This window comes from Aliiroseovarius sp. S253 (assembly GCF_049800855.1).
Lineage (GTDB): Bacteria > Pseudomonadota > Alphaproteobacteria > Rhodobacterales > Rhodobacteraceae > Aliiroseovarius.
Window position 1 is genome coordinate 380,087 of record NZ_JBNAFW010000002.1, and the last position, 25,337, is coordinate 405,423.

Sequence of the window (25,337 nt, forward strand, 5' to 3'; positions counted from 1 at the left end):
GATCCTGCGGATGTCACCGGCGAATGTCGGTTTTGTTTGACCTTCCGGGCACGCCATCGCCGCCGCCATTGCCGAATCCATTGTTCGCTTTCGAACCCTTGCCTCCGCCATTTCCGCCGCCGCCTTCACCGCCGCCAGAGCCGCCGCCTTCACCGCCGCCAGAGCCGCCGCCCTCGCCACCGCCAGAGCCGCCACCTTCGCCACCACTGCCGCCGTCTTCACCGCCACTGCCGCCGGTGCTGCCGCCCTCTTCGCCAGCGCCGCCTTCTGCAGTCGATGCATAAACAGTCGTAGACGCAATTGGTGTGATCAGAGTTGTCACCATCAATAGCGCGATCAGTCTTGTCATTTTGGTTTTCATAACTTCCCCTCCTAATACAATTTCCGCCCAACCCAGCGGGAACTAAATAATTGGCTGTACTCGAAAGCATATCAAATTAGAGCGGGAAGCTCCACTATTGTGACCAAATTGCGCCACATTCTTGCCACGATTGAATCGCGACGTGTGGCGATTTAAGTGAACAACGAAAGAATAATACAGGCGTAAATGCGACACTCGCTGCCTCACCTGACCGCTCCCATAGCTTAGGAAGTCTCAGATCATCCGAATGACGTCTTTGTCGATCGACAGCATATAGCCGCGTCTTGCGATGGTTTTCACCAGAAGTTCGCTCATCAGCTGGTTGCCCAGCGCGTCGCGCAGACGTTTGATGCGGGTGGCTCCGGCGGCTTCATCACACTCGGACGGATCGCGGCCCGAGATCAGCCCCTCAAGCTCGGACCCCGACAATACGTCCTCATCCATCCGAGCCTCTGCCAAAGCCGAGAGGGTTTCGATGGCAGCTTCGGTCAGAGTGAACTCCATATTGTTCAAATAGACCGTACGTTCTTCGCGGCTGATCAGAAGCGAATTCACGTGGATGCCAGCGCGCTCGATCTCGCCCATGCGGCGGTTCAGCCCGAAAATGGTCAGCAGGAACACCAGCGCGGCCACCAAAAGCGCGGTGGCAAAGATCAAAAGAACGAAGATCACCATACGATAGCTGGTTAGCGTGTCGGCAAAAGACGTGCCGGACTGGGCCAAAATCTCAAGCAGCTTGATTTCTGCCCCCGAGTTAAGCCCGTCATTTTCCACAAAGATCCGCTCGACCCGCGCATTAAAGGCGTTTGCATCGGGCAGGGTCATGAACAGGAACACAGCGGTTACCAGCAGGATCACGACAATCGCAACAATCCCGATAACGACCACACGATTCGACCGCTTCAGCGCATCAGTAGCGAAGGAAGAATTTTCCGGCACTCTCTTTCCTTTCCTCAAGACCTGTATCGTCAAATATGGATTGGACTTTCAAAAGGGACCAGCCATTAGCCTGTAGGCGGTCACTTATCTGCCGACGCGCTGCCTTGCGATTATCGCAGGCGTCGTCTGACAGCTCGATCACACCATAATGGAGCTTTAGCGGGTCATCCCGTTTGGCCTTGTAGTCAGCATAGCAGGCGGCCTGAGCCGTCGATGCCATGGCAACAAGAATTAGAGAGAGTGCGGTTTGTTTCATCATGCGTCGAACATGCGGCGGGTGACCCGGTTATTCAATAACAATCCCCGCTCAGACCCATTGATAGCACATAACAATCACCCGTTATTGCCTGTCTTTCAGGGGAATCCGCATGTTGAGGACATGACAAGCGCCTGCTCGCGCCGATCCAACAGAAAGGAGGATCCCATGATCCGCAATTCAACACCTCGCTCTTTTGCTAAACTTATTCTCAGCGGCGTTTTGGCCGCCTCGCTAAGCACTGCACCCGCTCAGGCCCGTGATGCCACTGATGGCGATGATACGGCCGCCTTCATTGCGGCGCTTCTGGGGTTGGTCACGTTGGGAGTGCTGCTGTCCGGCAATGACGACGAACCAGCGTATCCCCGCGGCTACGTCACAAACCCCTACACGCCATCATACCCCGTTGCGAAACCCCCGCGCCCACGCCACCCCAAGGGCGTAAACAAATTCCACAAGCTGCCGTCGAACTGCTTGCGGGAATACAAAACGCAAACCGGTCGTAAAATCATGTTCGGCAACAAATGCCTGAATCAAAAATTCAAGTACGCCCACGAACTGCCGCGCACCTGCAAACGCACCGTAGTCGTGAAGAACCGCAAGGGCGTCTACGTCACGCGCCACGGATACGCGCCCCAATGCCTCAGCAAACGCGGTTACCGCGCTGTGAACAAGTAAGCAGATAAATCGAGCAGCGGCGCGCCGGTCCCTTTTACTTTTCGCGCCGTTAAACTTGGCAGAGGCTTCGGCCTCTGCCCTTTTTGCTTGCGAGGCCGGACACTTTGGGCCACCCCAAGAGAATGACAAAAACTGTTCCTGATTTCAGCTTTGAAACTGCCGCGATGGATCGTGGCTTTCGCCTTATCGCCGGCGTGGACGAGGTTGGGCGCGGCCCGCTGGCCGGTCCCGTCACCGCTGCAGCCGTCATATTGAACCCCGACGACATCCCCGAAGGACTAAACGATTCCAAAAAGCTGTCCGCCAAACGTCGCGAGGCGCTGTGGGATGCAATCCACGAGAAAGCCAGCGTGTGCATCGCCCATGCCTCGGTCGAAGAGATTGACGAACTGAACATCCTGCGCGCGAGCCACCTAGCGATGGAGCGCGCGGTCGCGGGACTGTCCCAACAGGCGGATTACTTGTTGATCGACGGAAACCAAATTCCGCGCGGTCTGACTGGGCCTTTGGAAACCATCGTGAAAGGCGACGCGCGTTCCGTGTCGATTTCCGCCGCCTCGATCGTAGCAAAAATTGCCCGCGATCAGATCATGGTGGATTTGGCGCAACAGTTCCCCGGTTACGGCTGGGAGACAAACGCCGGATACCCGTCAAAAAGCCACAGGTTGGCGCTTCAAAATCTTGGGGTGACCCCACACCATAGACGTTCTTTCAAGCCCGTACACAATATCTTGTATCAACAAGAAAATGTAAGTGACTGATTCAAAAAAGAATTTGACGAAGAATCATCTTTGAATCATCCTGACCTCATCAAAACGAGCGTGAAAACACGCCGCTGATAAGAGCGCAAAATGCGCCGGTACATGAGGCAGATATGGTAACTAAAACCAAGACAAAGGCGGCTGTAGAGCTGCCCCTGAACCAGATTCTTGATGGCGACTGCATCGAAGTGATGAACAGTCTTCCAGAGAACTCGGTCGATATGATCTTCGCGGATCCCCCCTATAACTTGCAGCTGAAAGGTGAACTTCACCGCCCGGACAACTCGAAAGTCGACGCCGTCGATGACGATTGGGACCAGTTCGACAGCTTCAAGGCATATGACCAGTTCACTCGCGCTTGGTTGAAAGCCGCGCGCCGCATCCTGAAACCGAATGGCGCGATTTGGGTCATTGGTTCGTATCACAATGTGTTCCGCATGGGCGCTGAGCTTCAGAACCAAGGCTATTGGATCCTGAACGACGTCATCTGGCGCAAGTCGAACCCGATGCCGAACTTCCGCGGTAAGCGCTTTACCAATGCGCACGAAACGATGATCTGGGCCTCGAAATCCGAAGGCGCCAAGTACACGTTTAACTATGAAGCACTGAAAGCACTGAACGAAGGTGTTCAGATGCGTTCCGACTGGGTTCTGCCGATTTGCACAGGCCACGAGCGCCTGAAAGACGAAAACGGCGACAAAGCCCACCCGACCCAGAAACCCGAAAGCTTGCTGCATCGCGTTCTGGTCGGCGCCACCAACCCCGGGGATGTGATCCTTGATCCGTTCTTTGGCACCGGCACCACTGGTGCAGTTGCGAAGATGCTGGGCCGTGACTTCATCGGTATCGAACGCGAAGCCGCCTATCGCAAGGTCGCCGAAAAGCGCATCTCAAAAGTGCGCAAGTTCGACAAGGAAGCCCTGACCACCACGCCGTCGAAACGCGCCGAACCGCGCGTGCCCTTCGGCCAGTTGGTTGAACGCGGAATGCTGCGTCCGGGCGAAGTTCTGACCAGCCCGCGCGGGAAAACCGCAAAGGTCCGCGCTGACGGCACGCTTATTTCCGGGGAAGCCCGCGGCTCGATCCATCAGGTTGGTGCTGCGTTGGAAAGCGCGCCCAGCTGCAATGGTTGGACCTACTGGCACTTCAAGCAGGACGGAAAGAAAGCTCCGATCGACCTGCTGCGCCAGCAAATCCGCGCGGAAATGAACTAATCCACACAGAATTTGCGGCGCGCGCATCAGACGCGCCCGCACCATCAGGTACCGCCTGTGCCTGTGGCCCGCCGCCACAGCACAACCTGACTGGCCCTGCCTACTTGTTAGGCAGGGCTTTTTTTGCTTTCTGGGGGTATGATGCCGATCCTTTATTCCTTCCGCCGCTGCCCCTATGCGATCCGCGCGCGTCTGGCGATTGCCAGTGCGGGTGTGCAGGTTGAACTGCGTGAAATTCTGTTGCGCGATAAACCCGCCGCATTTCTTGACGCTTCGCCCAGCGCGACGGTGCCGTGTTTGGTCGCAAACGATCAGAAGATTGACGAAAGCTTGGATGTGATGAAATGGGCGTTGGCCCAATCTGACCCCGAAGATCTGTTGCGGATGCCAGATGCTGGGCACAACCTGATCGAAACCTTCGATGGCCCGTTCAAAAATGCACTGGATCTGACGAAATACGCGGTGCGCCATCCCGACAGCGATCCCGATCTCACACGGGCCGAAGCGATGAACATTCTGGGCGGATTAGAAGCGCAATTGTCTGAGGGCTGGCTATTTGGTGCCCACCCCACACTGGCCGACTTGGCCACCCTGCCCTTCGTGCGACAGTTTGCGAATATCAACAAACCTCGTTTCGACAGCGAGGTTACACCCAATGTTTCCGCCTGGTTAGAGACGTTTTTGGCCAGCGAGCGATTGAACTTCGTGATGACGAAGAACCCTGTCTGGAGCGACGGGGATACTCCGCTTTTGTTCCCTTAACGTATCGCAGGAGGCGGCAGAGTACCTGCCTTGTAAGCGCTCCAGTCAGTCACCTCGGGGTAATGTAGTTTGCGCCATGCGCGCACGCGCGGGTTCATCACGCGCCGCCAGACGGGCGGGATCAGCGCGGCCATCGTCATGATCGGATAGCCATAAGGAAGTTGTGGCGCTTCGGCGTCAGGATAGGTCTGCAACAGCGGAAAGCGGCGGGCAGGTTTATAGTGGTGATCCGAATGGCGCTGAAGGTTGATCAACAACCAGTTCGACGCCTTGTGATCGGCGTTCCAGCTGTGATGCGGCATCACGCGTTCGTATTTTCCGTCGCCCAGATGTTTGCGGGTCAGGCCGTAGTGCTCGACATAATTTACCAGTTCCAACTGCCAAACAGCGACAAAGGCCTGAAACGCAAAAAGCGCAAGGCCCAACCACCCACCGATCCAGACCGCCAGAATAATCGCAACAAATTGCAGCGAGCCATAGCGCCAGAAAGGGTTGGCACGGTCAAAAACAGACAGGCCGCGCCGCGCCAGCATCGCCTTTTCCGCGCGCCAAGCCGACACCGGCGCCTCAAACAGCACCCGGAAGAAAAAGCGGTGGAAGCCCTCGTTATACCGTGCGGTGACGGCGTCGCGGGTTGTACCGACATGGGGATGATGAACCAGCAGGTGTTCGGTGCGGAAATGACTGTAAAGTACGGTGGCCAGCAGCAGATCTCCCAACCAACGCTCAAACCGGTTGGATTGGTGCATCAGCTCGTGGCTGTAGACAATCCCAACCGTTCCGGACAGCACGCCAACACCGAAGAATGCTCCGAACTTCTCGACCGTCGACATGTGTTCGGCCCCGGTCACGTACCAGATCGCGCCATAGATCATCACGAATTGGATCGGGAACCAGATCATTGTGACCATACGGTACCAAAACAGGTCCGCGTCCTCGATCATCGGGTCCGCATTCTCGGTGTAGCGCCCGGTGATCGCGTCAAGCGCGGTATAGAGCCACCATGTGCCCAGCGGTGGCAGTATCAGGAACCACCCGCCCTGCGTCACCGCGATAATCACCAAAATCGGCAGGGCAATCGAGATGCCAAAGGGCGCAGCATTGCGAAAGCGCGAGATCGTGGACGCAGGAAGCATGGAGTTTGTCCTTCTGTTCCAGCACAGGCTAACGATGAATGCGTGCGCGCTCAATGCGACAGATGCGATACCGCCACGTCAAAAGCTTTCCGCATCACGGTCGGAAGGTCCGTTCGCTTGATGTCCAAAAATAGACCCTGTTTCGGCTGAATAGGTCCATTTGTCTGCACAACACGCAACGAAAGCTGCAGGTTGAAATGGGTAAAAACGTGCCGAACTTCGACGCCAGGATCCTGCCAGTCTGCCTCAAACGGAGGGTGCTCGACCACCGCGTCACCCCATTCTGCGCCCGGCCAGCCCAGCATTCCGCCAAGCAATCCTTTTTCTGGCCGACGCTCCATCAGCCACTCGCCAGCCTCGTTTCGCGCCAGATAGGCCACCCCAAACCGTGTGGGTTTCTTGGCCTTGGGCTTCTTCTTGGGAAGCTCTGCCTGTACGCCAGCGGTTCGGGCCGAACACTCTCTATTCCATGGGCAAATGCCACACGCGGGCGATTTCGGCGTGCAGATCGTGGCGCCCAGATCCATCACGGCTTGCGCGTAGTCCCCCGCCCGGTTCTGAGGTGTCAGGGTTTCGGCCAGCTGCGTCAGCTCACCCTTGGCATCCGGCAAAGGCGTTTTGACGTGAAACACCCGCGACATCACGCGTTCGACATTCCCGTCCACGACCGTTTCCGGCAGATCATAGGCAATCGCCGAGATCGCGGCCGAGGTATAGGGCCCAATCCCCGGAAGCGCCTGAAGCCCATCGCGTGTCGTGGGAAATCCGCCCAACGCGGTAACTTCGCGCGCACATTTTAACAGATTGCGTGCCCGGGCGTAGTATCCAAGCCCGGCCCATTCCCCCATAACTCGATCATCTTCAGCCCCGGCGAGATCTTGAACCGTGGGCCAAATGGACATGAATCGGGTGAAATAGTCTCTTACTGCGGCGACGGTGGTCTGCTGCAACATAATCTCGGACAGCCACACTGCGTAAGGGTCCGGCACAACACCACTTGCCCGATCGCTCGGACTGACACGCCACGGTAGTTCACGCGCATGGCGATCATACCAGCCCAGAAGCTCGGCAGTTTTCGGCCCGTCACGCACGTGTTATCTCCTATCCGTCGTTTGTTCTGGCATAGCAAAGTGAACAGCCTAGAATAAGTGAAAAGAAACGAGTCACATGCATCTGCCGATGGAAAAGCCAACCACATATCCCCGCCGCAAAAAAGGCTTCGAGCGCACCTCGTCCCTTTTGTCGGCCCGGATTCGCAAAGCGAGCGAGACCCGCGGCTTTGCGGTCACGCGTGTGCTGACCCATTGGGCTGAAATTGTCGGCGACGCGACGGCCAGAATCTCGCGCCCGGTAGACATTTCGTATGGGCGCGGCGGTATGGGTGCGACGCTGACGGTTCTGACAACCGGGGCGCAGGCGCCGATGCTGGATATGCAAAAGGATCAGCTGCGCCAGAAGGTGAACGCGGTCTATGGCTACAACGCGATTTCGCGCATTCGCATCACGCAGACGGCTTCCACCGGTTTTTCCGAAGGTCAGGCCCAATTCACCCACGCCCCAAAGAAACAACCCCAGCCCGACCCCAAGGCTTTGACGCGCGCAACCGACGCGACCAGAGACATAGGTGACGATGGGCTAAGATCCGCGCTGGAGCTTCTGGCGCGCAATGTAATTACGAAGAACAGACACGAATAAGGCTGAAAACACATGAATCGTATCCTTCCAATCCTGATTGCTGCCGTGATCGCCATTGGCGGCGCGTTTTACATGACGCAGAACAACGGCTCGCTGCCCGGCGTTTCCGTAGCTGAAGCGCAAAGCAACGACGCAGCAATCGAGCCCGCAGCTGACATGGTCTTGGGTGATGAAAATGCACCGATCACCGTGATCGAGTATGCATCCTATACTTGCCCCCACTGCGCCAACTTCCACGAGGACACCTTCAAGAAGCTGAAGCAGAATTATATCGACACCGGCAAGGTCAAGTTTATCCACCGCGAAGTCTATTTCGATCAGTTCGGCCTGTGGGCAGGTATGATCGCACGTTGCGGCGGAGACACGCGGTATTTTGGTCTGGTTGACCTGATCTATGGTGGCCAGAAAGACTGGATCGCAGATGGTTCGCCCACCACAATCGTGGCCAATCTGAAAAAACTTGGCCGCACAGCTGGCTTGACCGACGAGCAAATGGATGCCTGCTTGCAGGACGAAGCATCGGCCAAAAGCCTGGTTGCAGCTTATCAGCAAAACGCAAACGCTGATCAGATCACAGCTACCCCGTCATTCGTTATCGACGGCACCAAGTATTCGAACATGAGCTATGGTGAATTTGCTGAACTTCTCGACGAAAAGCTGGGTTCTTAAACCTTTAGGGTTAGGGTCGAAAAGGCCCTAACCCGCCAGTATCCGCGCAAGTTTGGCATCAACTGCGCTCCAATCCTCAAGCTCCAATCGAACAGGCACGGTCAACACGCGACGGCGGAAGCTGTCGGGCAAACGTACGGCGTCTTTCTCGGTCGTAACCAGTTGAGCACCCAATGCGGCGGCCTCGACTTCGAGGCGCTTCATCAGCGCATCTGTGAGGGGTTGATGGTCGGCCAATGCCTCTGCGCGAAGCAGATTCGCTCCTAGATCGCGAACCGTTGCGAAAAACTTCTCGGGCAGTCCGATGCCTGCGAACGCCAACACATCCATTCCCTGCCAGTCCATACCGGTTTGAAGTGGCTCAAGTCGTCCTGTCGCATGTGGACAGTTGATTTCGTCGCTCCATCTTTGCTTGAAAAGGCCCTGTGCACGTGCGTGCCCAATGGTCAGAAGGATATCTGCGCGCTTCATTCCGGCGCTGACCGGCTCGCGCAGGGGGCCGGCCGGAATGCAGCGTGCATTACCAAAACCTTTCACGGCATCCACGACCACAATTGACAGCGTTTTATGTACGCTCGGATTCTGAAACCCATCATCCATCAAGATGATTTCGGCGCCTGCGGCTTCTGCGGCTTGCACTCCTTTTACACGGTCGCGCGCGATCCAAGTCGGAGCAAAAGCAGCCATCAAAAGCGGCTCATCCCCGACCAGTGCTGCGCCGTGCTGACGCTCCTCCACAAGAAGCGGCCCTTCTTCGCTCCCACGATGGCCGCGCGAAACGATGTGCACAGCCTTGCCCTGTGCAATCAGCCTTTGAGCCAGCGCAATGGTGGTGGGCGTCTTCCCGGTTCCACCAGCGTTGATATTACCGACGCAAACAACGGGGACAGACGCACGATAGGCTGTATCCGCATGCGCGACGCGTCGCGCCGTACCAAATCCATAGACCCATCCAAATGGCGCCAGCAAACGTGCGCGCCAATTTGGCTTATCAGGATCGGTGAACCAATAACTGGGCGTCCGCATCAATATCCCTTTCGACTTTCAGCTTCATCCAGAAGATCCAGAAGCCGCCGCATCAAGAATTCACCAACATCGGCTCCGTTGGTGGTCACATCCCACGCAGCCATTGCCATTTCGGCCGCCTTATCCGGTGCCAGAAGATGTTCGACCTCAATCGCCAAGGTTGATGCGTCACGCACCTTGCGCGCGGCACCTGCCTGAGCCAACCGATCCAGCGATGCTGCGTGTCTTCCACCCTTTGGCCCATAAAGAACAACAGACCCTAGTGCAGCGGGATTTAGCGGATTCTTATTGGCTCCATCGGCCAAAGTTCCACCAATCAATGTGATCGCCGCAAGATGCATCCAAAGCTCGCATTCATCTGCGCGATCGACGATAAAGATCTGATCATCCCGATGAGGAACTCCGTCGTTAGAGCGGTTGGAGATTAGCCAACTGTCATCCTCAAGTCTCTCTGCCAGTTTCGAGGCATGGGCAGGATCTTCGGGGATAAGAACCAGCAAAAGGCGATGTGACTTGCGGATAAGTATCCGATGCGCGGCAAGTATTGCGCTTTCTTCGCGCGGATCAATGCCAACGGCCAACCAGACCGGTCGCGCATCCAGTTTCTGCGCAATGCGATCGCGCTCTTCAATATCACAGCTGGGCACCTGGCTTAGGGGCTGAAGAGCACCCGTAACCTGTAGCTTGTCTGTGGGAACCCCAAGGCGCACAAGTTCACGCTTCGACGCCCCATCTTTGGCAATGATCGTATCTAATTCAGCAACTGCATCACGAAGAGCCGACAGCTTAAACCGCTGCGTCAGACCTCGATCTTGCGGAGATCCCGCCCCCATCCAGACAACCGACGCGCCCTGTTGTTTCAGCGCGCCAAAAACGATCAGATCAATTTCTGGCTGCATCCAGATGACCACATCCGGCTGCCAATGCTCTAGAAAGTTGCGGATTGACGAGGGTTCAAATTTTGGGCTGACCTGATGAAGACTGCCAAGCGGTGCAGCGCCATTTGGTTGCGGGTCTGGTGTGGTCAACAGAAGCGTCACCTCACCCATTTCTGCGCTAAGGGGTGGGATAAGTGACGAAAGGGCCTCGCTTTCTGTCAGATCGGGCAGGCAAGCCCAGATGACGAACCCGTCAGGGCGTGGATGATCGGACAAACCCTTGCGCGCACGTTCAACTCTCTGCGCGCCGTCATCCAGAGGTTCTTCAAACGGTGCGCGATGTCCGGCAGTCCTCTTGCCCTGCAATGCTTGCAAGCGCCGCAAAAGCGATGATCCGATAAGCGACATGGCCGGCCTTTTTCTTGGGCGCCAATCCGGCGCATATTCCGTTTGTCAGATTACGGGAAGCCGCACTCAGGGGAAAGGCACGATCAGTGATGCCATTCGCCGCGTGCCAACATGGTGATTTGCTGAGTGATCCGTTCGAAACTGTGGCGTGCGCGCTCGGACTGGTGGCGTGCTCGTAGATAGCCGTGCACCAACCCCGTTTCATTAAACCAAACGGCTTTGCCACCGGCGCCCAGTATCGCGTCACGATAGGTTCGGCCATCATCCGCCAAGGGATCACATTCTGCTGTAATAGAGACTGTTGGAGGCAGGTCACCAAAGTCCGTATCCTCAAGCGGGGCAGCGGTTGGGTCTGGTCCGTCTGGCGGGGTTGCAAAGCGAATCGAGCTGTAGAACTTCAGATCCTCCATCGACAACATCGGCGCGTTGGCATGGTCGACATAAGACCCTTCGGACATGTCACCGCCCAGACCGGGATAGATCAAAACCTGACCGGCGATTTGAACCTGCCCACGCAAAGCATGGCAAGATGCAGCGGCCAGATTGCCGCCTGCGCTGTCACCAACCAGAACAAGCGGTCTTGGCCAAGTTAGTGACGCATACTTCACAATAGTCAGCGCATCATCAAATGCCGCGGGGTGGGGATGTTCGGGGCAAAGACGATAATCGGCGCTAACCACGCGCAGTCCGGTTTCATAGGCGATTTCGGCGCAGACATCGTCGTGACTTTCCAGCCCACCGACCACAAACCCTCCGCCATGGAAATAGACCACAGTGCCCTTGGGCTCGTTTGGTTCATAGATACGTCTTGGAACAGTTTCGATGGTCTGATCCCGCACCTCCAACCCCTCAGGGTAACCCGCGAAAAATGCGCGGCACATGTTGTCATAAACCTCGCGCTGCTGGGCAGCGGATCGGTTCACCGCATCGGGGGGATAGTGTGCGTCCGTCTCGCGAATGAAACGCCAGATTTCGTTATCGATCAGCTTTGAATAATCCATAGACGCACGCTAGGCGGCGTGGTCCAGCTTGGCAAGCTGGCGTGCGGAAAACCAGCTGGCAGCAGATAGCGCGGCGGCGGTTCCTAGGCACAGGGGCAGCCCTCCGATCTGATAGGACAGACCGGATAGAAGCGTACCGATCAGACGGCCTGCAGCGTTGGACATATAGTAAAAGCCCACATCCATCGTCACGCGCTCGGCCTTGGTGAAGGCGAGGATCAAATAGGAATGGAGCGAGCTGTTCACCGCAAAGACAAAGCCAAACACCAGAAGACCCGCCACCAAAACCGGTGTTAACCAAGGTCCGGGGAATAAAGAAACGACGGTCAACGTGCCGATCACGATTGTCAGAATGCCAACCCAGAGCGTGGCAAGGCGGGGGAAATCATGCGGGTCGCGCTGCGAGGCTTTCAACAGCTTCGGCGCCCAAGCCTGAACGGCTCCGTAGGCAATGATCCAGACCGCCATGAAACTGCCGATCAGGAAGAATGCGCTGCGGTCTCCGGCATGCGTACCGTCCGAAACGACGGCGTGAAAGTAAACTGGTATACCAACGACGAACCACACGTCGCGTGCGCCGAACAGGAACATGCGCGCCAAAGAAAGGCGGTTGATGCGAACGTCTTTCGACCAAACTTGCGAGAATTTGGCAGATTTAGAGCCTTTTGGTAGCCCAGAGGGCATGAACGCGACGACCCCGATCAAGATCGCGCTCAGCACAACCGCCATTGCAATGACGGATGGTGTGAATCCGATCAAAGCCAGCAACGCGGCCCCCATCAGGAAGCCAAATCCTTTCACCGCATTCTTTGATCCGGTCAGGATCGCCACCCAGCGAAACAGCCCGTCGCCCTCGGGCGCCAGCAACTTCACCGCGCTCTTGGACGACATCTTGGACAGATCTTTGGCAACGCCAGACATGCCCTGCACGACCATCACATAGATAACCGAGGTCACGACGGCCCAATCCGTGGACAGCTGGGACAAAGCTATCAGAGCTACAATTTGTAAGGAAAGACCCGCATAGAGCGTCGAAGTCAGGCCAAACCGCGCGGCAATCCAGCCTGCGGACAAGTTGGTGACGACGCCCATGAATTCATACAGCAGGAATAGCCACGCCAAGGTGAATGGCGAGAAGCCCAGCGTGTGGAAATGCAACAGAACCAGCATCCGCAACGCACCATCGGACAGCATGAACGCCCAATAGGCGGCTGTGACGGCGATGTATGCGGCAAGCCCCTGTTTGGGCTCAGTTAGGGTCACATTGAGGCTCCGACCATGCGGGTAACATCGGCCAGGCGGCAGGCGTAACCCCATTCATTGTCGTACCAGGCGTAGATTTTCACCTGCGTGCCATTGATCACCATGGTCGACAATGCGTCAATGATCGAGCTGCGTGGATCGTTGGTATAATCGGCGGATACAAGTGGGCGCTCTTCATAGCCCAAGATGTCCTTCAGATCACCCTCGGCAGCCTCTTTGAAGAAGGTGTTGATTTCCTCGGCTGTGGTTTCACGCTCGACCTCGAACACACAATCGGTCAGCGAGGCATTTAGCAGTGGAACCCGCACGGCGTGGCCGTTCAGGCGGCCGGTCAGCTCGGGGAAGATCTGCGTGATCGCCTTGGCCGACCCGGTCGAGGTCGGGATCAGTGAGTTCAGCGCAGACCGCGCGCGGCGCAAGTCTTTGGCGGGACGGTCCACGATGGTTTGCGTGTTGGTCACGTCGTGGATCGTCGTCATCGAGCCGTGCTTGATACCGATCCGGTCCAGAAGCACTTTCACGACTGGCGCCAGACAGTTCGTCGTGCAAGACGCCGCCGTTACAAGATCATGTCCGTCATACAGATCATCATTGACGCCATAAACAATGTTCAGGGCGTTTTCTTCTTTAACCGGGGCCGAGACGATCACCTTTTTCACGCCAGCCGAATAGTACGGGGCCAGTTTTTCGTTGGTTTTGAACGCGCCGGTACAGTCGATCACCATATCGACACCCAGCTTTTCCAGCGGCAACCCTTCCAACGTCCACGATCCGGTCAATGCCATTTCCTGTCCGTTGATCGTGATGCTGTCCTCACCTGCCGAGAACTCGGCCGGCCAGCGGCCATGCACTGTGTCCCATTCCAGCAAATGTGCGTGCTGTTCAGCATTTCCTACGGGGTCGTTCAGCAGCACGATCTCACCTGGGGCACCGTTATCGATCAGGTCCCGCAGAACCAGCTTACCCATGCGGCCAAGTCCGTTGATTGCGATACGTGTCATGTCATGCCCCTTTCAATGGTTCCTGCTCACGCGAGATACGTCGAAGGGGTAACAGATTTATGACGTCGCAAACAATGGAGTCAGAGCGAGAAGCGTGGGGACAAACTCATCGCGTGGGACGCGGTTTCCGAGGTCTGGTTCAAAGAGATGACATTGCCCTGAGAATGGGTGGAATAGCCCATGTTAGAGACACCTGGCACCACCTGCACCTCAGCCCCCTGCCCCATCAGACGCGCAATCCAGGACTTCGCGTCCGCCCGGCTTGCGGGGTCACCCGCGACAAGCCAGACCACACGACGGCCATTGTTCGCCATCCCGGCATAGTCGGTCAGCGCGGCGTCATCTGCAGACATCCGAGTCGCATCTCTGCGGGTCAGCGCCAGAATGTCAGCGTTGGCCGAGGCATCGTGGATGATCACATCGGCACGCTGCATCACCGACAGCGCGCGAAAGGTCAGTAGATCCTGTGCGCCTGATCCGATGCCCACCAGCCAGATCCCGCCCTTCTGATCCGGGTCTTCGCCAGTCAAAGACTGGTCGATCAGCTCTTCGGCTCGGACCTCGTCGCCCGCCAGGAAGGCATCGCCAATCGAGCCTTCGATCATCTGTTCCCAGAACCGACGACGGGCGCGGCCTCCGGTTACATGTGTCTCTATCTTGCCCCGAAAGCCGCTAAGAAAGCTCGCAAGACGGCCATAGCCGGAGGGCAGAAGCGACTCGATCCGAGCACGTAGGATACGAGCGATGACGGGCGCGGCGCCTCCAGTCGAGATGGCGATCGTAACGGGGCTGCGATCTACAATGGATGGCGTGATGAAATCGCACAAAGGCTTCACATCCGCCACGTTCACCAGCGCACCTTCAGCCTTGGCGGCGGCGTGAAGGAACTCGTCCCGCTCGGGAATGTCGGACGCGCCATAGGCGATGATGCAGCCTTTGAAATCGTCCTTTCGCGGCAGACGCGCATGATGCGTCACACCCGGTCGCTGCAGCAATCCCAGAAGTTCATCCTGCGGGTCTGGTTCAAAAACATGCACCACAGCTCCGGCGTCCAAGGCACGTTCAACACGCCGAGCAGCGGTTGTACCGCCCCCGTCTATGACCACTTTTCGGCCCTTTATATCCAGAAATACTGGCAGATGATCCATATCGCGCCTCCGATGAGTTGCGTGTGATATGCACCTACTTGGGAAATATTTCCATAGATTCGCCAAAACTGACCCCCCGAAAAGGACAGGACATCCACTGATCCGCATATGGAGGGTCGTTGTTCCAATATAGGCAAATTTTATGGTCTGTTTTTGCGGTGCTTCAGAGGGCATCGCCGAGTCGCCAGCACCCAGAATCTGGATATAATCGCAAGAGCTTCTGGACCTACCGCACCCCCGGTCCAAATCGGCATTTTAGGAATAAGACCAACAGGATCGCGCCAAAGACGCGTCAGCCAACCAAGCCGCAAAAACGGCCAAGGAAAAGCAACACGTGATGAGTAAACCGGAAAACATCCAGATCGACACTTCTCCGACCGTCTCGGACGAGGTACGCAAGACGACCTGCTACATGTGCGCCTGCCGATGTGGGATCAACGTACACATGAAGGACGGCAAGGTCGCCTATATCGAAGGCAACCGCGATCACCCTGTGAACAAGGGCGTTTTGTGCGGCAAGGGATCGTCCGGGATCATGCAGCATTACGCGCCATCGCGTCTGCGGGCGCCGCTGAAGCGGGTTGGCCCGCGCGGATCTGGCGAGTTCGAAGAGATCTCGTGGGACGAAGCGCTAGAGATGGCCGTTGGCTGGATGGGACCGCTGCGCAACGAAGACCCGTCGAAACTGGCGTTCTTCACCGGGCGCGACCAAAGCCAAAGCTTCACCTCGTGGTTCGCACAAAGCTATGGCACGCCGAACTACGCGGCGCATGGTGGATTCTGTTCCGTCAACATGGCGGCCGCGGGTATCTATACGATGGGCGGCGCGTTCTGGGAGTTCGGCCAGCCCGACTGGGACCGCACCAAGCTGTTCATGTTGTTCGGTGTCGCGGAAGACCACGACTCGAACCCGATCAAGATCGGTCTGGGCAAGCTGAAAGAGCGCGGCGCGCGTGTGATTGGCGTGAACCCGATCCGGTCGGGGTACAACGCGATTGCGGATGAATGGGTGGGGATCACCCCCGGCACGGACGGGCTGTTCATTCTTGCGCTGGTGCACGAGCTGTTCCGTGCAGGTCAGGTCGATCTGAACTATCTGTCGCGCTATACCAATGCGGGCTTCGTGGTGAATGAAGAGCCTAATACGGCGGAAACCGGCCTTTTCTTACGTGGCGCAACAGGCAAGCCTCAGGTCATCTGTCGCGAGACCGGAAAGCTTGCGGACTACGACACGCCCGGCGTGATGCCCGACCTTGCCGCCACCTATCGCCACGCAGGCCAAAGCCATCGCCCGGTGTTCCAGCTGATGGCCGAACGCTATCTGTCAGAGGAATACGCCCCCGACGCCGTGGCCGATCGCACCGGCATTCCCGCAGACAAAATACGCTCTATCGCAGCAGAACTTGCCCATGTGGCCTTCGAGGAAGAAATCGTTCTGGATCAGCCTTGGACCGATTGGAAGGGCGAGAAACACGACAAGATGATCGGCCGGCCGGTCAGCTTCCACGCGATGCGCGGGATTTCAGCGCATTCGAACGGGTTCCAGACCTGTCGCGCGCTGCACGTGCTGCAAATCCTGCTGGGATCGGTCGAGGTACCGGGCGGTTTCCGCTTCAAACCGCCCTACCCCAAACCCTATGACGCCCACCCCACCCCGCATGTCGGGGTGACCGTTGGTGGGCCGCTGGACGGGCCGCATCTGGGATTTGTGCGCGGGCCCGAGCATCTGGCGCTGAAAGACGACGGCAGCCCAGCGCGAATCGACAAGGCGTTCACGTGGGAGAACCCGATGTCCAGCCATGGGCTGATGCATATGGTGATCTCGAACGCACATGCCGGTGATCCGTACAAGATCGACACTCTGTTTCTGTACATGGCCAACATGGCGTGGAACTCGTCTATGAACTCGTCCGAGGTGATGCGGATGCTCACCGACAAAGACGATAACGGTAATTACGTCATCCCGCATATCATCTATTCCGACGCCTATAGCTCGGAAATGGTGGCCTATGCGGATTTGATCCTTCCGGATACGACCTATTTGGAGCGTCACGACTGTATCTCTCTGCTGGATCGCCCGATCTGTGAAGCGGATGGAGCAGCCGATGCAATCCGCTGGCCGGTGGTCGAACCCGACCGCGACGTGCGCGGGTTTCAGACGGTTCTGATCCAACTCGGCGTCAAGATGGGTCTGCCCGGTTTTGTGAATGAAGATGGGTCCGCCAAGTACGAAGATTACGCCGATTACATCGTCAACCACGAGCGTCGCCCAGGCGTCGGACCGCTGGCCGGATGGCGCGGACCGGACGGCAATGGAAAGGGCCGAGGAGAGCCTAATTCAGCCCAACTCGATAAATATATCGAAAACGGCGGCTTCTGGGTTAACCACGTCCCCGAGAACGCCAGCTTCTATAAACCGTGGAACAAGCACTATCAGGAATGGGCGGTGAAGCGCGGGATTTTCGACGTGGAATCGCCCTATGTCTTCAGCCTGTATGTCGAGCCGATGCGCAAGTTCCAGCTGGCAGCCGAAGGTTTCGGAGACCGCCAGCCCCCTGATAATCTGCGCGCGCGGATCGGCGAGACGATGGATCCGCTGCCGATCTGGTACGAACCGTTTGAAGAGGGCAACGTCGACATTGACGAGTACCCGATCCACGCCCTGACCCAGCGGCCGATGCATATGTATCACTCGTGGGGCACGCAGAACGCGTGGCTGCGTCAGATTACGGGTAAGAACTTCCTGTATCTGCCCACCAAGATCTGGAAGGAACATGGATTCAAAGACGGCGACTTTGCCACCGTGTCGTCCGTGCATGGCTCGATCACGGTGCCCGTCGCACATCACGCGGGGCTGAACGGCAACACGATCTGGACGTGGAACGCCATTGGCAAGCGCAAGGGCGCTTGGGCGCTGGACGAAGACGCGCCCGAGGCCAAGGATGGCTTCCTTCTGAACCACCTGATCAGCGAGCTTCAGCCGCCCAAGGGCGACGGTCTGCGCTGGACGAACTCGGATCCGATTACGGGGCAGGCGGCGTGGTTTGATCTGCGGGTGAAGATCGAAAAATGTGAGACTAAACCAGCGGAATCCCAGCCTGCGCATCCGCCGATCAAGTCCCCGGTCGGCAAAGGCCCCAAGACAGTGGCGAGGAAGATCTGATGACTGCTTTGCCTGAAAAAACCAACAAAAAGCTGGGTCTGGTCATCGACCTTGATACCTGTGTGGGCTGCCATGGTTGTGTGACCGCCTGTAAGGGCTGGAACACGCAGAACTATGGCGCGCCGCTGTCCGATCAGGATGCCTATGGCGCGGATCCATCGGGCACATTCCTGAACCGCGTGTTCAGCTATGAGGCCGAGAAATCCGGCTGTGCGTCGCAAACCGTGCATATGCCGCGATCCTGCTTGCACTGTGAAGACGCACCTTGTGTGACTGTGTGCCCGACCGGCGCCAGCTATAAGCGCGAAGAAGACGGGATCGTCTTGGTAAACGAAGATCGCTGCATTGGCTGTGGCCTTTGTGCTTGGTCCTGCCCCTATGGCGCGCGCGAGTTGGATCGCGACGCGGGTGTCATGAAGAAATGCACCCTGTGTGTGGACCGGATCTATAACGAAAACCTGCCCGAGGAAGACCGCGTGCCGGCCTGTGTCCGTACCTGCCCTTCTGGCGCACGCCATTTCGGAGATCTGGGCGATCCGGACAGCGACGTGTCGAAACTGGTTGCAGATCGCGGCGGGTTTGACTTGATGCCGGATCTGGGCACTAAGCCCGTAAACAAATACCTGCCACCCCGCCCCAAGGATCAGCTGGAAACAGCCCCCCTGAACGCGGTCGCGGATGAACCCAAAGGGTTCCTTGGCTGGCTGGACAAAGCGCTCGACAAGCTCTGACGGAGGAAACGGATGCATCCCGCACCCAGTGTTATCATTTTTACTACTTTTTCCGGGCTTGGCTTTGGGCTTTTGGCCTGGATGGGCCTTGGCATTCCCGAGGTCGGCGGCATGACGTTGCTCGCATTCTTTGTGATTGCATATGTGCTGGCGGCGGGTGGGCTTCTAGCCTCGACCTTCCATCTGGGTAACAAGAAGAACGCGATCTACGCCTTTAGCCAATGGCGAACCTCATGGCTAAGCCGCGAGGGCGTGGCTGCAGTTGTGACCCTCGTTCTCTTCGGTCTGATCGCTCTGGCGCGGATCTTTGTCGGCGCTGAGATGGCATTTTCCGGTGCAGTAGGCTCTGTTTGTGCGATCATCACGGTCTTCACGACGTCGATGATTTACACCCAGCTCAAGACGATCTCGCGTTGGAATCAACCTCTGACACCCGTTCTATTCCTGCTGCACGCCATCGGCGGCGGAGCCCTTCTGGCTGGCGAAGCTACGATTGCCGGGTTCCTGTTGGCCGCACTAGCCATGGTCATGTGGCTGCACTGGCAGCAAGGTGACGCACGCGCGGCCAATCGTGGCACGCTGGGCGATGCCACCGGACTGGGCCATTTGGGCGAAGTCCGTATGTTCGAAAGCGGCCACACCGGCGGCAACTATGTACTGGACGAGATGGTCTATCGCGTCGGTCGCAAACACGCGCAGAAGCTACGCATGATCGCGCTGGGTCTTGCCGCGGTTCTGCCTGCTGCCATCCTATTGCTCACCCCAGCCGGGCACGTCACCGCCTTCATCGCGCTTGCCCTGCATATCGCGGGCGCAATCGTGGGTCGTTGGCTGTTCTTCGCCGAAGCCGAGCATGTTGTGGGCCTTTATTACGGCAAGTAAGCCTTTTCATTGAACCTTCATCCCCGTGGGCCTATCACGGGGAAAAGCATTAATGAGGGCGATATGGCCAACCATCTTTACAAGCGCGACCTTCCCGATGGGCTGGACCTTGGTCCGGTCGTAGCCATCGACTGTGAAACCATGGGTCTGAACCCACATCGCGACCGTCTGTGTGTGGTGCAGATGTCGGGCGGGGACGGCAACGCCCATATGGTGCAGGTCGAGAAAGGCCAGACCAGCGCGCCCAACCTTGAGCGGATGCTGACCGACCCCAATGTGCTGAAGATTTTCCACTTTGGCCGCTTCGACATTGCCGCCATGCTGAACGCGTTCGGCGTGATCACAGCGCCTGTCTATTGCACCAAGATCGCCTCGAAACTGGTGCGGACCTATACGGATCGCCACGGGCTGCGGAACCTGCTGGATCAGCTATTGAAAGTGGATATCTCGAAACAGCAACAGATGAGCGACTGGGGCGCGGTAGAGCTGACTGAGGCTCAGCTGGATTATGCTGCATCGGACGTATTGCACCTGCACCGCCTGAGGGAAGAGCTGGACATGCGCCTGGCCCGCGAAGGTCGGACCGAAATGGCGCAGGCCTGTTTCGACTTCCTGCCGATGCGCGCTCAGCTAGATCTGGCCGGTTGGCCCGAACAGGACATCTTTGCGCATTAAGCGGCTGACTTGGAATCTGGCGTATTCGCGCTAGATAACAAACAACCCCAACGGAAGGCCCTGCATGTCCGGCACCGGCATCACATATACCCGTCTTGTGAACTGGCTGAAGATCATTCTGCCGGCCGCTGCGCTTGTGCTGTTGTCGTTGATGTTTCTGGTATCGAAATCCGTCGATCCGACCACGTCGCTGACTTATGCTCGGATCAATCTGGAAGAGCTGACGGGCGAGCAGAAGATCACCAATCCAAAGTTCTCGAGCGTGACCGAGGACGGCGCAGCGATCCAATTCAAGGCCGCCAGCGCGGCACCAGATGCCGAACGCGCCAACCATTTCAAAGCCTTAGAGCTTGTGGCGGATATCGAAACTCCGGACGGTGCGCAGGTGAACATCAAGGCTGCTCAGGCAGATATTGATGGGGAAGAAAACCGGATCGATCTGTCGGGTGGCGTGTCTTTGCACACCTCGACCGATTACTGGATCTCGACCGAAACGCTGACCACCTCGATGGATTCTACCTATATCGCCAGCAACGGACCCGTCGAAGCGACCGGCCCAATGGGTGATCTGTCGGCAGGCGATGCGGTCATTTCCCAGTCGGAAGGTGAAGGCGGCGGATATGTTCTTGTTTTCAAGGACGGGGTGAAGCTGGTATATGATCCGAAAGACAAGGGGGAACCCCGGTGATCAAACGCAGCACTTTCTATGCGCTTCTAATGGCGCTTTGCCTGCCTGTCGCGGCTTTCGCGCAGGCCAATGTGGCGTTTGGCGGACTGAAGCATGACAGCAGCTTGCCAATCGAGATCTCGGCCGACCAACTGACCGTGGATCAGGCCAGTGGGGCTGCGACATTCCAAGGCAACGTGGTGATCGGTCAAGGCGACATGCGGCTCAGCGCGGGTAAAGTGCGCGTTGAATACGTGACCGGAGCCGACACAACTGGCGAGATTTCGCGCCTTCATGCGACCGGCGGCGTAACCCTTGTGAACGGTGCGGAAGCTGCTGAGGCGCGCGAAGCGGTCTATACAATTTCCACTGGCATGGTCGTGATGACCGGTAACGTGATCCTGACACAGGGCCAGAATGCGCTGTCGTCTGACAAATTGACCGTGAACCTGAATACGGGCGCAGGTCAGATGGACGGACGCGTAAAGTCGATCATCCAAACCGGGGCGAACTGATGACCGCCCCCAATCTGACAGTTGAACAAGGCGATGCCGGACTGCGCATCATCGGATTGCGAAAAAGTTATCGCAAGAAACCGGTGATCCGCGAGGTAAACTTGGAACTGCACCGGGGCGAGGTCGTTGCTTTGCTGGGACCAAACGGTTGCGGCAAATCCACGACGTTTTACGCGATCGCTGGGCTGATCACACCCGAAGCCGGACAGGTCATCATCGACGGACATGACGTAACGCTTTTGCCGATGTACCGCCGCGCACGCCGAGGTATCGGATACCTTCCGCAGGAAATGTCGATCTTCCGCGGAATGAGCGTCGAGGACAACATTCTGTCGATCCTCGAGATCTCGACCAAAGACCGACACAAGCGCCGTGAGCGGCTAGAAGAGCTGCTGAACGAGTTCTCGATCAGCCACCTGCGCCGCACGCCCGCGATGGCCCTGTCAGGCGGTGAACGCCGCCGCTGTGAAATCGCTCGACTCTTAGCATCGAATCCCAAGTATTTGCTGCTGGACGAACCCTTCGCGGGCGTCGATCCCATCGCGGTCGGCGAGATTCGCACGCTGGTTCATGACCTGAAAAACCGTGGCATCGGCGTGTTGATCACCGACCACAACGTGCGCGAAACGCTGGAAATCGTGGATCGCGCTTATATCCTGCATGACGGTCATGTTCTGATGAGCGGAACCACCGATGAAGTGGTGAAGGATGAAAACGTCCGCCGCGTCTATCTGGGACAGAATTTCTCGATCAACTGACGAAATTGACTCCCGGTCGCTTGACAATCCCCACCGACTCGTCGCCAAATGAAGGTGATGCATGAACACGCAACCCTTCGTTCGTGCCGCGCCCATCTTGGGCTCGCACATTTGATCGCCCCGGACCTTATCGGGCGGACAAATCTCTGCAAAAACAAAACATCCCTATGTTTTAAAACGTTTTTCTCGTCTTACGCACCTGTTGCGTAGGGCTTTAATTCCTACAACGACCAAAGGAGATAGGATGCAATATCAAATCAGTGGCAAGCAGATCGACATTGGTGAAGCCCTTCAGGTTCACGTGAAAGAAGAACTTGGTGGCATTGTTCAAAAGTATGCTGAACGCCCCACCGATGCGCAGGTCATCTTCTCGAAAAGCGCACATGAATATGTCTGTGAAACCATTGTTCACCTGTCCACTGGGCTGACGGCTCAGGCAAAGGGTCACGCGACCGAAATCTATGCGGCATTCGACCAATGTGCCGAAAAAATGGAAAAGCAACTGCGCCGTTATAAGCGTCGGTTGAAAGACCATCACCGTGACCGCGTCGATCCGGTTGAAGTTTTCGGAGGATCCTCGTATATCCTCGCCAAAGAAGAAGGCCAGGAAGAGGCAGCGGACGCTACGCTCCAACCCATGATCATCGCCGAAATGGAAACGCGCATCCCGTCGCTTTCCGTTGGCGAAGCCGTCATGCAGATGGAGTTGGCCCACGCCCCCGTACTGGTTTTCAAGAATGAGAAAACTCAGGGCATGAATGTCGTCTACCGTCGTGAAGACGGAAATGTCGGCTGGATTGATCCGGTAAACAACGAAGCGTAGGCCCCCCGCCTTGGCGGGCGGGAAATTGGTCAAAAATGGAACTTGCGAACATTTTGGCGCCGTCCGCCGTAAAGGTTATTTCGATGGTGTCGTCCAAGAAGCGCCTATTTCAGGACTTGGGCGACATCGCCTTTGACTGCTACGGCATCAACTCGGAAGATGCCTTTGCAGCCCTGTCCGAGCGTGAAAACCTTGGACCGACAGGTGTGGGGCGCGGTGTTGCGCTGCCTCATGCGCGTCTTGCCGGTGTCTCGGAAGTGACGGGGTGTTTCGTGCGTGTCGAGAAGCCATTTGAATTCGACGCAGTAGATCGCCAACCGGTGGACCTGATTTTTGCGCTGTTCGCGCCCGAAGGATCTGGTGTGGACCATCTGAAAGCGCTGGCATTGGTGTCTCGATCGATGCGGGATGCGTCGATTTGTGCGAAACTCCGCGCGAATACGGATACCACCGCCCTGCACGCGCTTTTGACCGATAGCCTGTCAAACAAGGCAGCTTGATCGCAAGCCGTCAGCGTTTGTCCCAAGGCTTGAAGCCGAACATCATATAATCCCGCTGATGAGCCGCCTTCACCGCGGCTTCGACGTCATCATCATAGATCTGAGCAAGTTCGAACGGCGTGTCGATTTGAGGCGCTGGCATGTTGGGTGCGGCGAGGCCCACATCCTCTGCAAGCGAGGCCAACCCGCCTTCAAGCTCTTCTTCCCGAACGATACGGTCGGGCAACTGAAACTCTGAGAACCCTTTGATAACAGACGATTGGGTCGCCCAGGTTGCATCAACACGAATGCCGGTTTGACCTGCCAGATTTCGTCTTACGAAATCCGCGAAGGCAATAAAGGCTGTGCGATGTGCAGCTTTGTCCCAATCAGCCCCGGGCAGATGTTCGGGCAGGGGTATGTCGTAGTTCTCGCGCAATGCAGTCTTGATCTCCCAGTACGTTTCGGGACCATCTTGCAGAAAATGCGTGCAAAAAGCCGCATGAAGCCGCGCAACGGGGTGACGCACCACCGTGAAGGTCCGGTGCCCTTTATTCCTATTTTTCCATTGGCGTAGCGATTTCTGAGTGAACTCAGAAGACAGGTCTCCGAAGCTGTGCATCCAGTTCCGCACTTGTTCGACCGGCCCACCTTTGATCGGCAAGAACATAAGCGGAGCATTCTCTGCGGTAACATAGGTCGGCACTGCCGGCGGACGGCTTGGTTCGAAGTTTGGCACTTTGCCAAGGTCGAACAGATCAATATTTCGAACTGTCTCGACCAGCTCGTCCATGTTGCGGACTTTATCTGCAAGTGACTCTGGGTTCTGCTTCTTGAACTTCCCAGAAAACTTTTTGATCTCGTGTTCAGCGCCCAGAAACTTCCCCAGACCATTGATACAATCGATATCCTGAGTGTCTTCGTAATCGATGTAGAACGCCGTTTGACCGGTTTTCTGTAGTCGGTTTTTGATCTTCAGCTGGAAAGCTTTGTATTCATAAAAGAAGTTCTCGAATTCACTGGAATCAAAGCGAACGCGAAACTTCTTGGCATCCTTGCCATTTGTCAGCGCCCATTGCTGGGTGGCCCAAGCGATCCGGCGGCTGACATAGCTTTCAACCTGATTGCGCGTCAGCACCACCTTGGCGCAGCGCGGATCGTCGATCACTTCCTCAAAAATGCGCATGTCATGGTCGTGAAAGAACCTGAAACCGGAAATGCCGTCGGTGTTTTCCTTCATCTGTTCCAGCAAGTGCAGAGGGTTCTTGTCACGCTGCTTCACGGTGACGCCGAACAGCTCTTTCAGTTCGGGATTCACCATGAAATAGGGATTGAACGCCTCGCCATAGCATTGAATCCCGTCGAACTGGTCCAGATTGCTTTCCAGAAAGTTGGATCCGGTGCGCATCTCGGCGAAGATCACGAAGCAGTCGAATTTTTTGGTCATA

27 protein-coding genes are annotated in these 25,337 nt (G+C 56.9%); 15 read left to right on the forward strand and 12 right to left on the reverse strand.

What is annotated here, in order from left to right:
* Positions 1-13: 13 nt before the first annotated feature.
* The 3 genes from ACP15F_RS13340 to ACP15F_RS13350 all read right to left on the reverse strand — a co-directional run bounded on the left by ACP15F_RS13340 (position 14) and on the right by ACP15F_RS13350 (position 1,556).
* Positions 14-361: a hypothetical protein gene (locus ACP15F_RS13340; RefSeq protein ID WP_424941315.1), complete on the reverse strand. Its 348-nt coding sequence runs from the start codon at positions 359-361 to the stop codon at positions 14-16.
* A gap of 234 nt (positions 362-595) precedes the next feature.
* Entirely contained in the window at positions 596-1,300 is a 705-nt protein-coding gene (locus ACP15F_RS13345) for a winged helix-turn-helix domain-containing protein (protein WP_424941316.1), read from the reverse strand.
* Positions 1,272-1,556 (reverse strand): hypothetical protein, encoded by a 285-nt coding sequence (locus ACP15F_RS13350; protein WP_424941637.1) that lies wholly within the window; start codon positions 1,554-1,556, stop codon positions 1,272-1,274. The genes ACP15F_RS13345 and ACP15F_RS13350 overlap by 29 nt, the downstream gene beginning before the upstream one ends.
* A 168-nt stretch (positions 1,557-1,724) precedes the next feature.
* Between ACP15F_RS13350 and ACP15F_RS13355 the strand changes: the two genes are divergently transcribed.
* The 4 genes from ACP15F_RS13355 (at position 1,725) to ACP15F_RS13370 (ending at position 4,971) form a co-directional block, all read left to right on the forward strand.
* Complete coding sequence (locus ACP15F_RS13355) at positions 1,725-2,234, forward strand: hypothetical protein (RefSeq protein WP_424941317.1); 510 nt, start codon at positions 1,725-1,727, stop codon at positions 2,232-2,234.
* Positions 2,235-2,356: 122 nt separating this feature from the next.
* Positions 2,357-2,995 (forward strand): ribonuclease HII, encoded by a 639-nt coding sequence (locus ACP15F_RS13360; RefSeq protein WP_424941318.1) that lies wholly within the window; start codon positions 2,357-2,359, stop codon positions 2,993-2,995.
* 113 nt (positions 2,996-3,108) lie between these two features.
* Positions 3,109-4,209, forward strand: coding sequence for a site-specific DNA-methyltransferase (locus ACP15F_RS13365; protein WP_424941319.1), 1,101 nt, complete (start codon positions 3,109-3,111; stop codon positions 4,207-4,209).
* A gap of 138 nt (positions 4,210-4,347) precedes the next feature.
* The gene (locus ACP15F_RS13370) at positions 4,348-4,971 is read left to right on the forward strand and encodes a glutathione S-transferase (protein WP_424941320.1); all 624 of its coding nucleotides are present in this window, start codon (positions 4,348-4,350) and stop codon (positions 4,969-4,971) included.
* Here the strand turns inward: ACP15F_RS13370 and ACP15F_RS13375 are convergent.
* Together ACP15F_RS13375 and mutY are read right to left on the reverse strand one after the other, a co-directional pair.
* Positions 4,968-6,107, reverse strand: coding sequence for an alkane 1-monooxygenase (locus ACP15F_RS13375; protein ID WP_424941321.1), 1,140 nt, complete (start codon positions 6,105-6,107; stop codon positions 4,968-4,970). The two genes, ACP15F_RS13370 and ACP15F_RS13375, sit on opposite strands and share 4 nt — an antisense overlap.
* Positions 6,108-6,157: 50 nt before the next feature.
* Positions 6,158-7,198, reverse strand: coding sequence for an A/G-specific adenine glycosylase (gene mutY / locus ACP15F_RS13380; RefSeq protein WP_424941322.1), 1,041 nt, complete (start codon positions 7,196-7,198; stop codon positions 6,158-6,160).
* Between the two features lie 76 nt (positions 7,199-7,274).
* Here mutY and ACP15F_RS13385 point away from each other — a divergent pair, with 76 nt between their 5' ends.
* On the forward strand, positions 7,275-7,802 hold the full coding sequence (locus ACP15F_RS13385; protein WP_424941323.1) for a DUF721 domain-containing protein: 528 nt from the start codon (positions 7,275-7,277) through the stop codon (positions 7,800-7,802).
* A 12-nt stretch (positions 7,803-7,814) separates the two neighbouring features.
* Positions 7,815-8,471, forward strand: coding sequence for a DsbA family protein (locus ACP15F_RS13390; protein WP_424941324.1), 657 nt, complete (start codon positions 7,815-7,817; stop codon positions 8,469-8,471).
* A gap of 27 nt (positions 8,472-8,498) precedes the next feature.
* Here the strand turns inward: ACP15F_RS13390 and lpxK are convergent, their stop codons facing one another.
* The 6 genes from lpxK to ACP15F_RS13420 form a co-directional block, all read right to left on the reverse strand.
* Positions 8,499-9,497, reverse strand: coding sequence for a tetraacyldisaccharide 4'-kinase (gene lpxK / locus ACP15F_RS13395; protein ID WP_424941325.1), 999 nt, complete (start codon positions 9,495-9,497; stop codon positions 8,499-8,501).
* The gene (locus ACP15F_RS13400) at positions 9,497-10,783 is read right to left on the reverse strand and encodes a 3-deoxy-D-manno-octulosonic acid transferase (protein WP_424941326.1); all 1,287 of its coding nucleotides are present in this window, start codon (positions 10,781-10,783) and stop codon (positions 9,497-9,499) included. The genes lpxK and ACP15F_RS13400 overlap by 1 nt, the downstream gene beginning before the upstream one ends.
* Before the next feature lie 83 nt (positions 10,784-10,866).
* Positions 10,867-11,784: an alpha/beta hydrolase gene (locus ACP15F_RS13405; RefSeq protein WP_424941327.1), complete on the reverse strand. Its 918-nt coding sequence runs from the start codon at positions 11,782-11,784 to the stop codon at positions 10,867-10,869.
* 9 nt (positions 11,785-11,793) lie between these two features.
* Positions 11,794-12,978, reverse strand: a complete 1,185-nt coding sequence (gene arsJ, locus ACP15F_RS13410) for an organoarsenical effux MFS transporter ArsJ (RefSeq protein ID WP_424941638.1) — start codon at positions 12,976-12,978, stop codon at positions 11,794-11,796.
* A 65-nt stretch (positions 12,979-13,043) separates the two neighbouring features.
* Entirely contained in the window at positions 13,044-14,048 is a 1,005-nt protein-coding gene (locus tag ACP15F_RS13415) for an ArsJ-associated glyceraldehyde-3-phosphate dehydrogenase (RefSeq protein ID WP_424941328.1), read from the reverse strand.
* Between the two features lie 80 nt (positions 14,049-14,128).
* Positions 14,129-15,196, reverse strand: a complete 1,068-nt coding sequence (locus tag ACP15F_RS13420) for an NAD(P)-dependent oxidoreductase (protein WP_424941329.1) — start codon at positions 15,194-15,196, stop codon at positions 14,129-14,131.
* A 337-nt stretch (positions 15,197-15,533) separates the two neighbouring features.
* On the opposite strand from ACP15F_RS13420, the gene ACP15F_RS13425 reads away from it, so the two are divergent.
* The 9 genes from ACP15F_RS13425 (at position 15,534) to ACP15F_RS13465 (ending at position 23,910) form a co-directional block, all read left to right on the forward strand.
* Positions 15,534-18,359, forward strand: a complete 2,826-nt coding sequence (locus ACP15F_RS13425; protein WP_424941330.1) for a molybdopterin oxidoreductase family protein — start codon at positions 15,534-15,536, stop codon at positions 18,357-18,359.
* Entirely contained in the window at positions 18,359-19,090 is a 732-nt protein-coding gene (locus ACP15F_RS13430; protein WP_424941331.1) for a 4Fe-4S dicluster domain-containing protein, read from the forward strand. Before ACP15F_RS13425 ends, ACP15F_RS13430 begins: the two co-directional genes overlap by 1 nt.
* Positions 19,091-19,102: 12 nt before the next feature.
* Positions 19,103-19,972 (forward strand): dimethyl sulfoxide reductase anchor subunit family protein, encoded by an 870-nt coding sequence (locus ACP15F_RS13435; protein ID WP_424941332.1) that lies wholly within the window; start codon positions 19,103-19,105, stop codon positions 19,970-19,972.
* 63 nt (positions 19,973-20,035) lie between these two features.
* Positions 20,036-20,647: a ribonuclease D gene (locus ACP15F_RS13440; protein WP_424941333.1), complete on the forward strand. Its 612-nt coding sequence runs from the start codon at positions 20,036-20,038 to the stop codon at positions 20,645-20,647.
* Between the two features lie 64 nt (positions 20,648-20,711).
* Entirely contained in the window at positions 20,712-21,335 is a 624-nt protein-coding gene (lptC, locus tag ACP15F_RS13445) for an LPS export ABC transporter periplasmic protein LptC (RefSeq protein WP_424941334.1), read from the forward strand.
* A gap of 29 nt (positions 21,336-21,364) precedes the next feature.
* Positions 21,365-21,829, forward strand: coding sequence for a lipopolysaccharide transport periplasmic protein LptA (gene lptA, locus ACP15F_RS13450; RefSeq protein ID WP_424941639.1), 465 nt, complete (start codon positions 21,365-21,367; stop codon positions 21,827-21,829).
* A complete protein-coding gene (gene lptB / locus ACP15F_RS13455) occupies positions 21,829-22,587 on the forward strand; it encodes an LPS export ABC transporter ATP-binding protein (protein ID WP_424941335.1) in 759 nt (252 codons plus the stop codon). The genes lptA and lptB overlap by 1 nt, the downstream gene beginning before the upstream one ends.
* A 244-nt stretch (positions 22,588-22,831) precedes the next feature.
* Entirely contained in the window at positions 22,832-23,410 is a 579-nt protein-coding gene (hpf, locus tag ACP15F_RS13460; RefSeq protein WP_424941336.1) for a ribosome hibernation-promoting factor, HPF/YfiA family, read from the forward strand.
* A 35-nt stretch (positions 23,411-23,445) separates the two neighbouring features.
* Entirely contained in the window at positions 23,446-23,910 is a 465-nt protein-coding gene (locus ACP15F_RS13465; protein WP_424941337.1) for a PTS sugar transporter subunit IIA, read from the forward strand.
* 10 nt (positions 23,911-23,920) lie between these two features.
* Here ACP15F_RS13465 and ACP15F_RS13470 read toward each other — a convergent pair whose 3' ends face one another.
* Entirely contained in the window at positions 23,921-25,336 is a 1,416-nt protein-coding gene (locus ACP15F_RS13470) for a nodulation protein NodH (protein ID WP_424941338.1), read from the reverse strand.
* Between the last annotated feature and the right edge of the window lies 1 nt (position 25,337).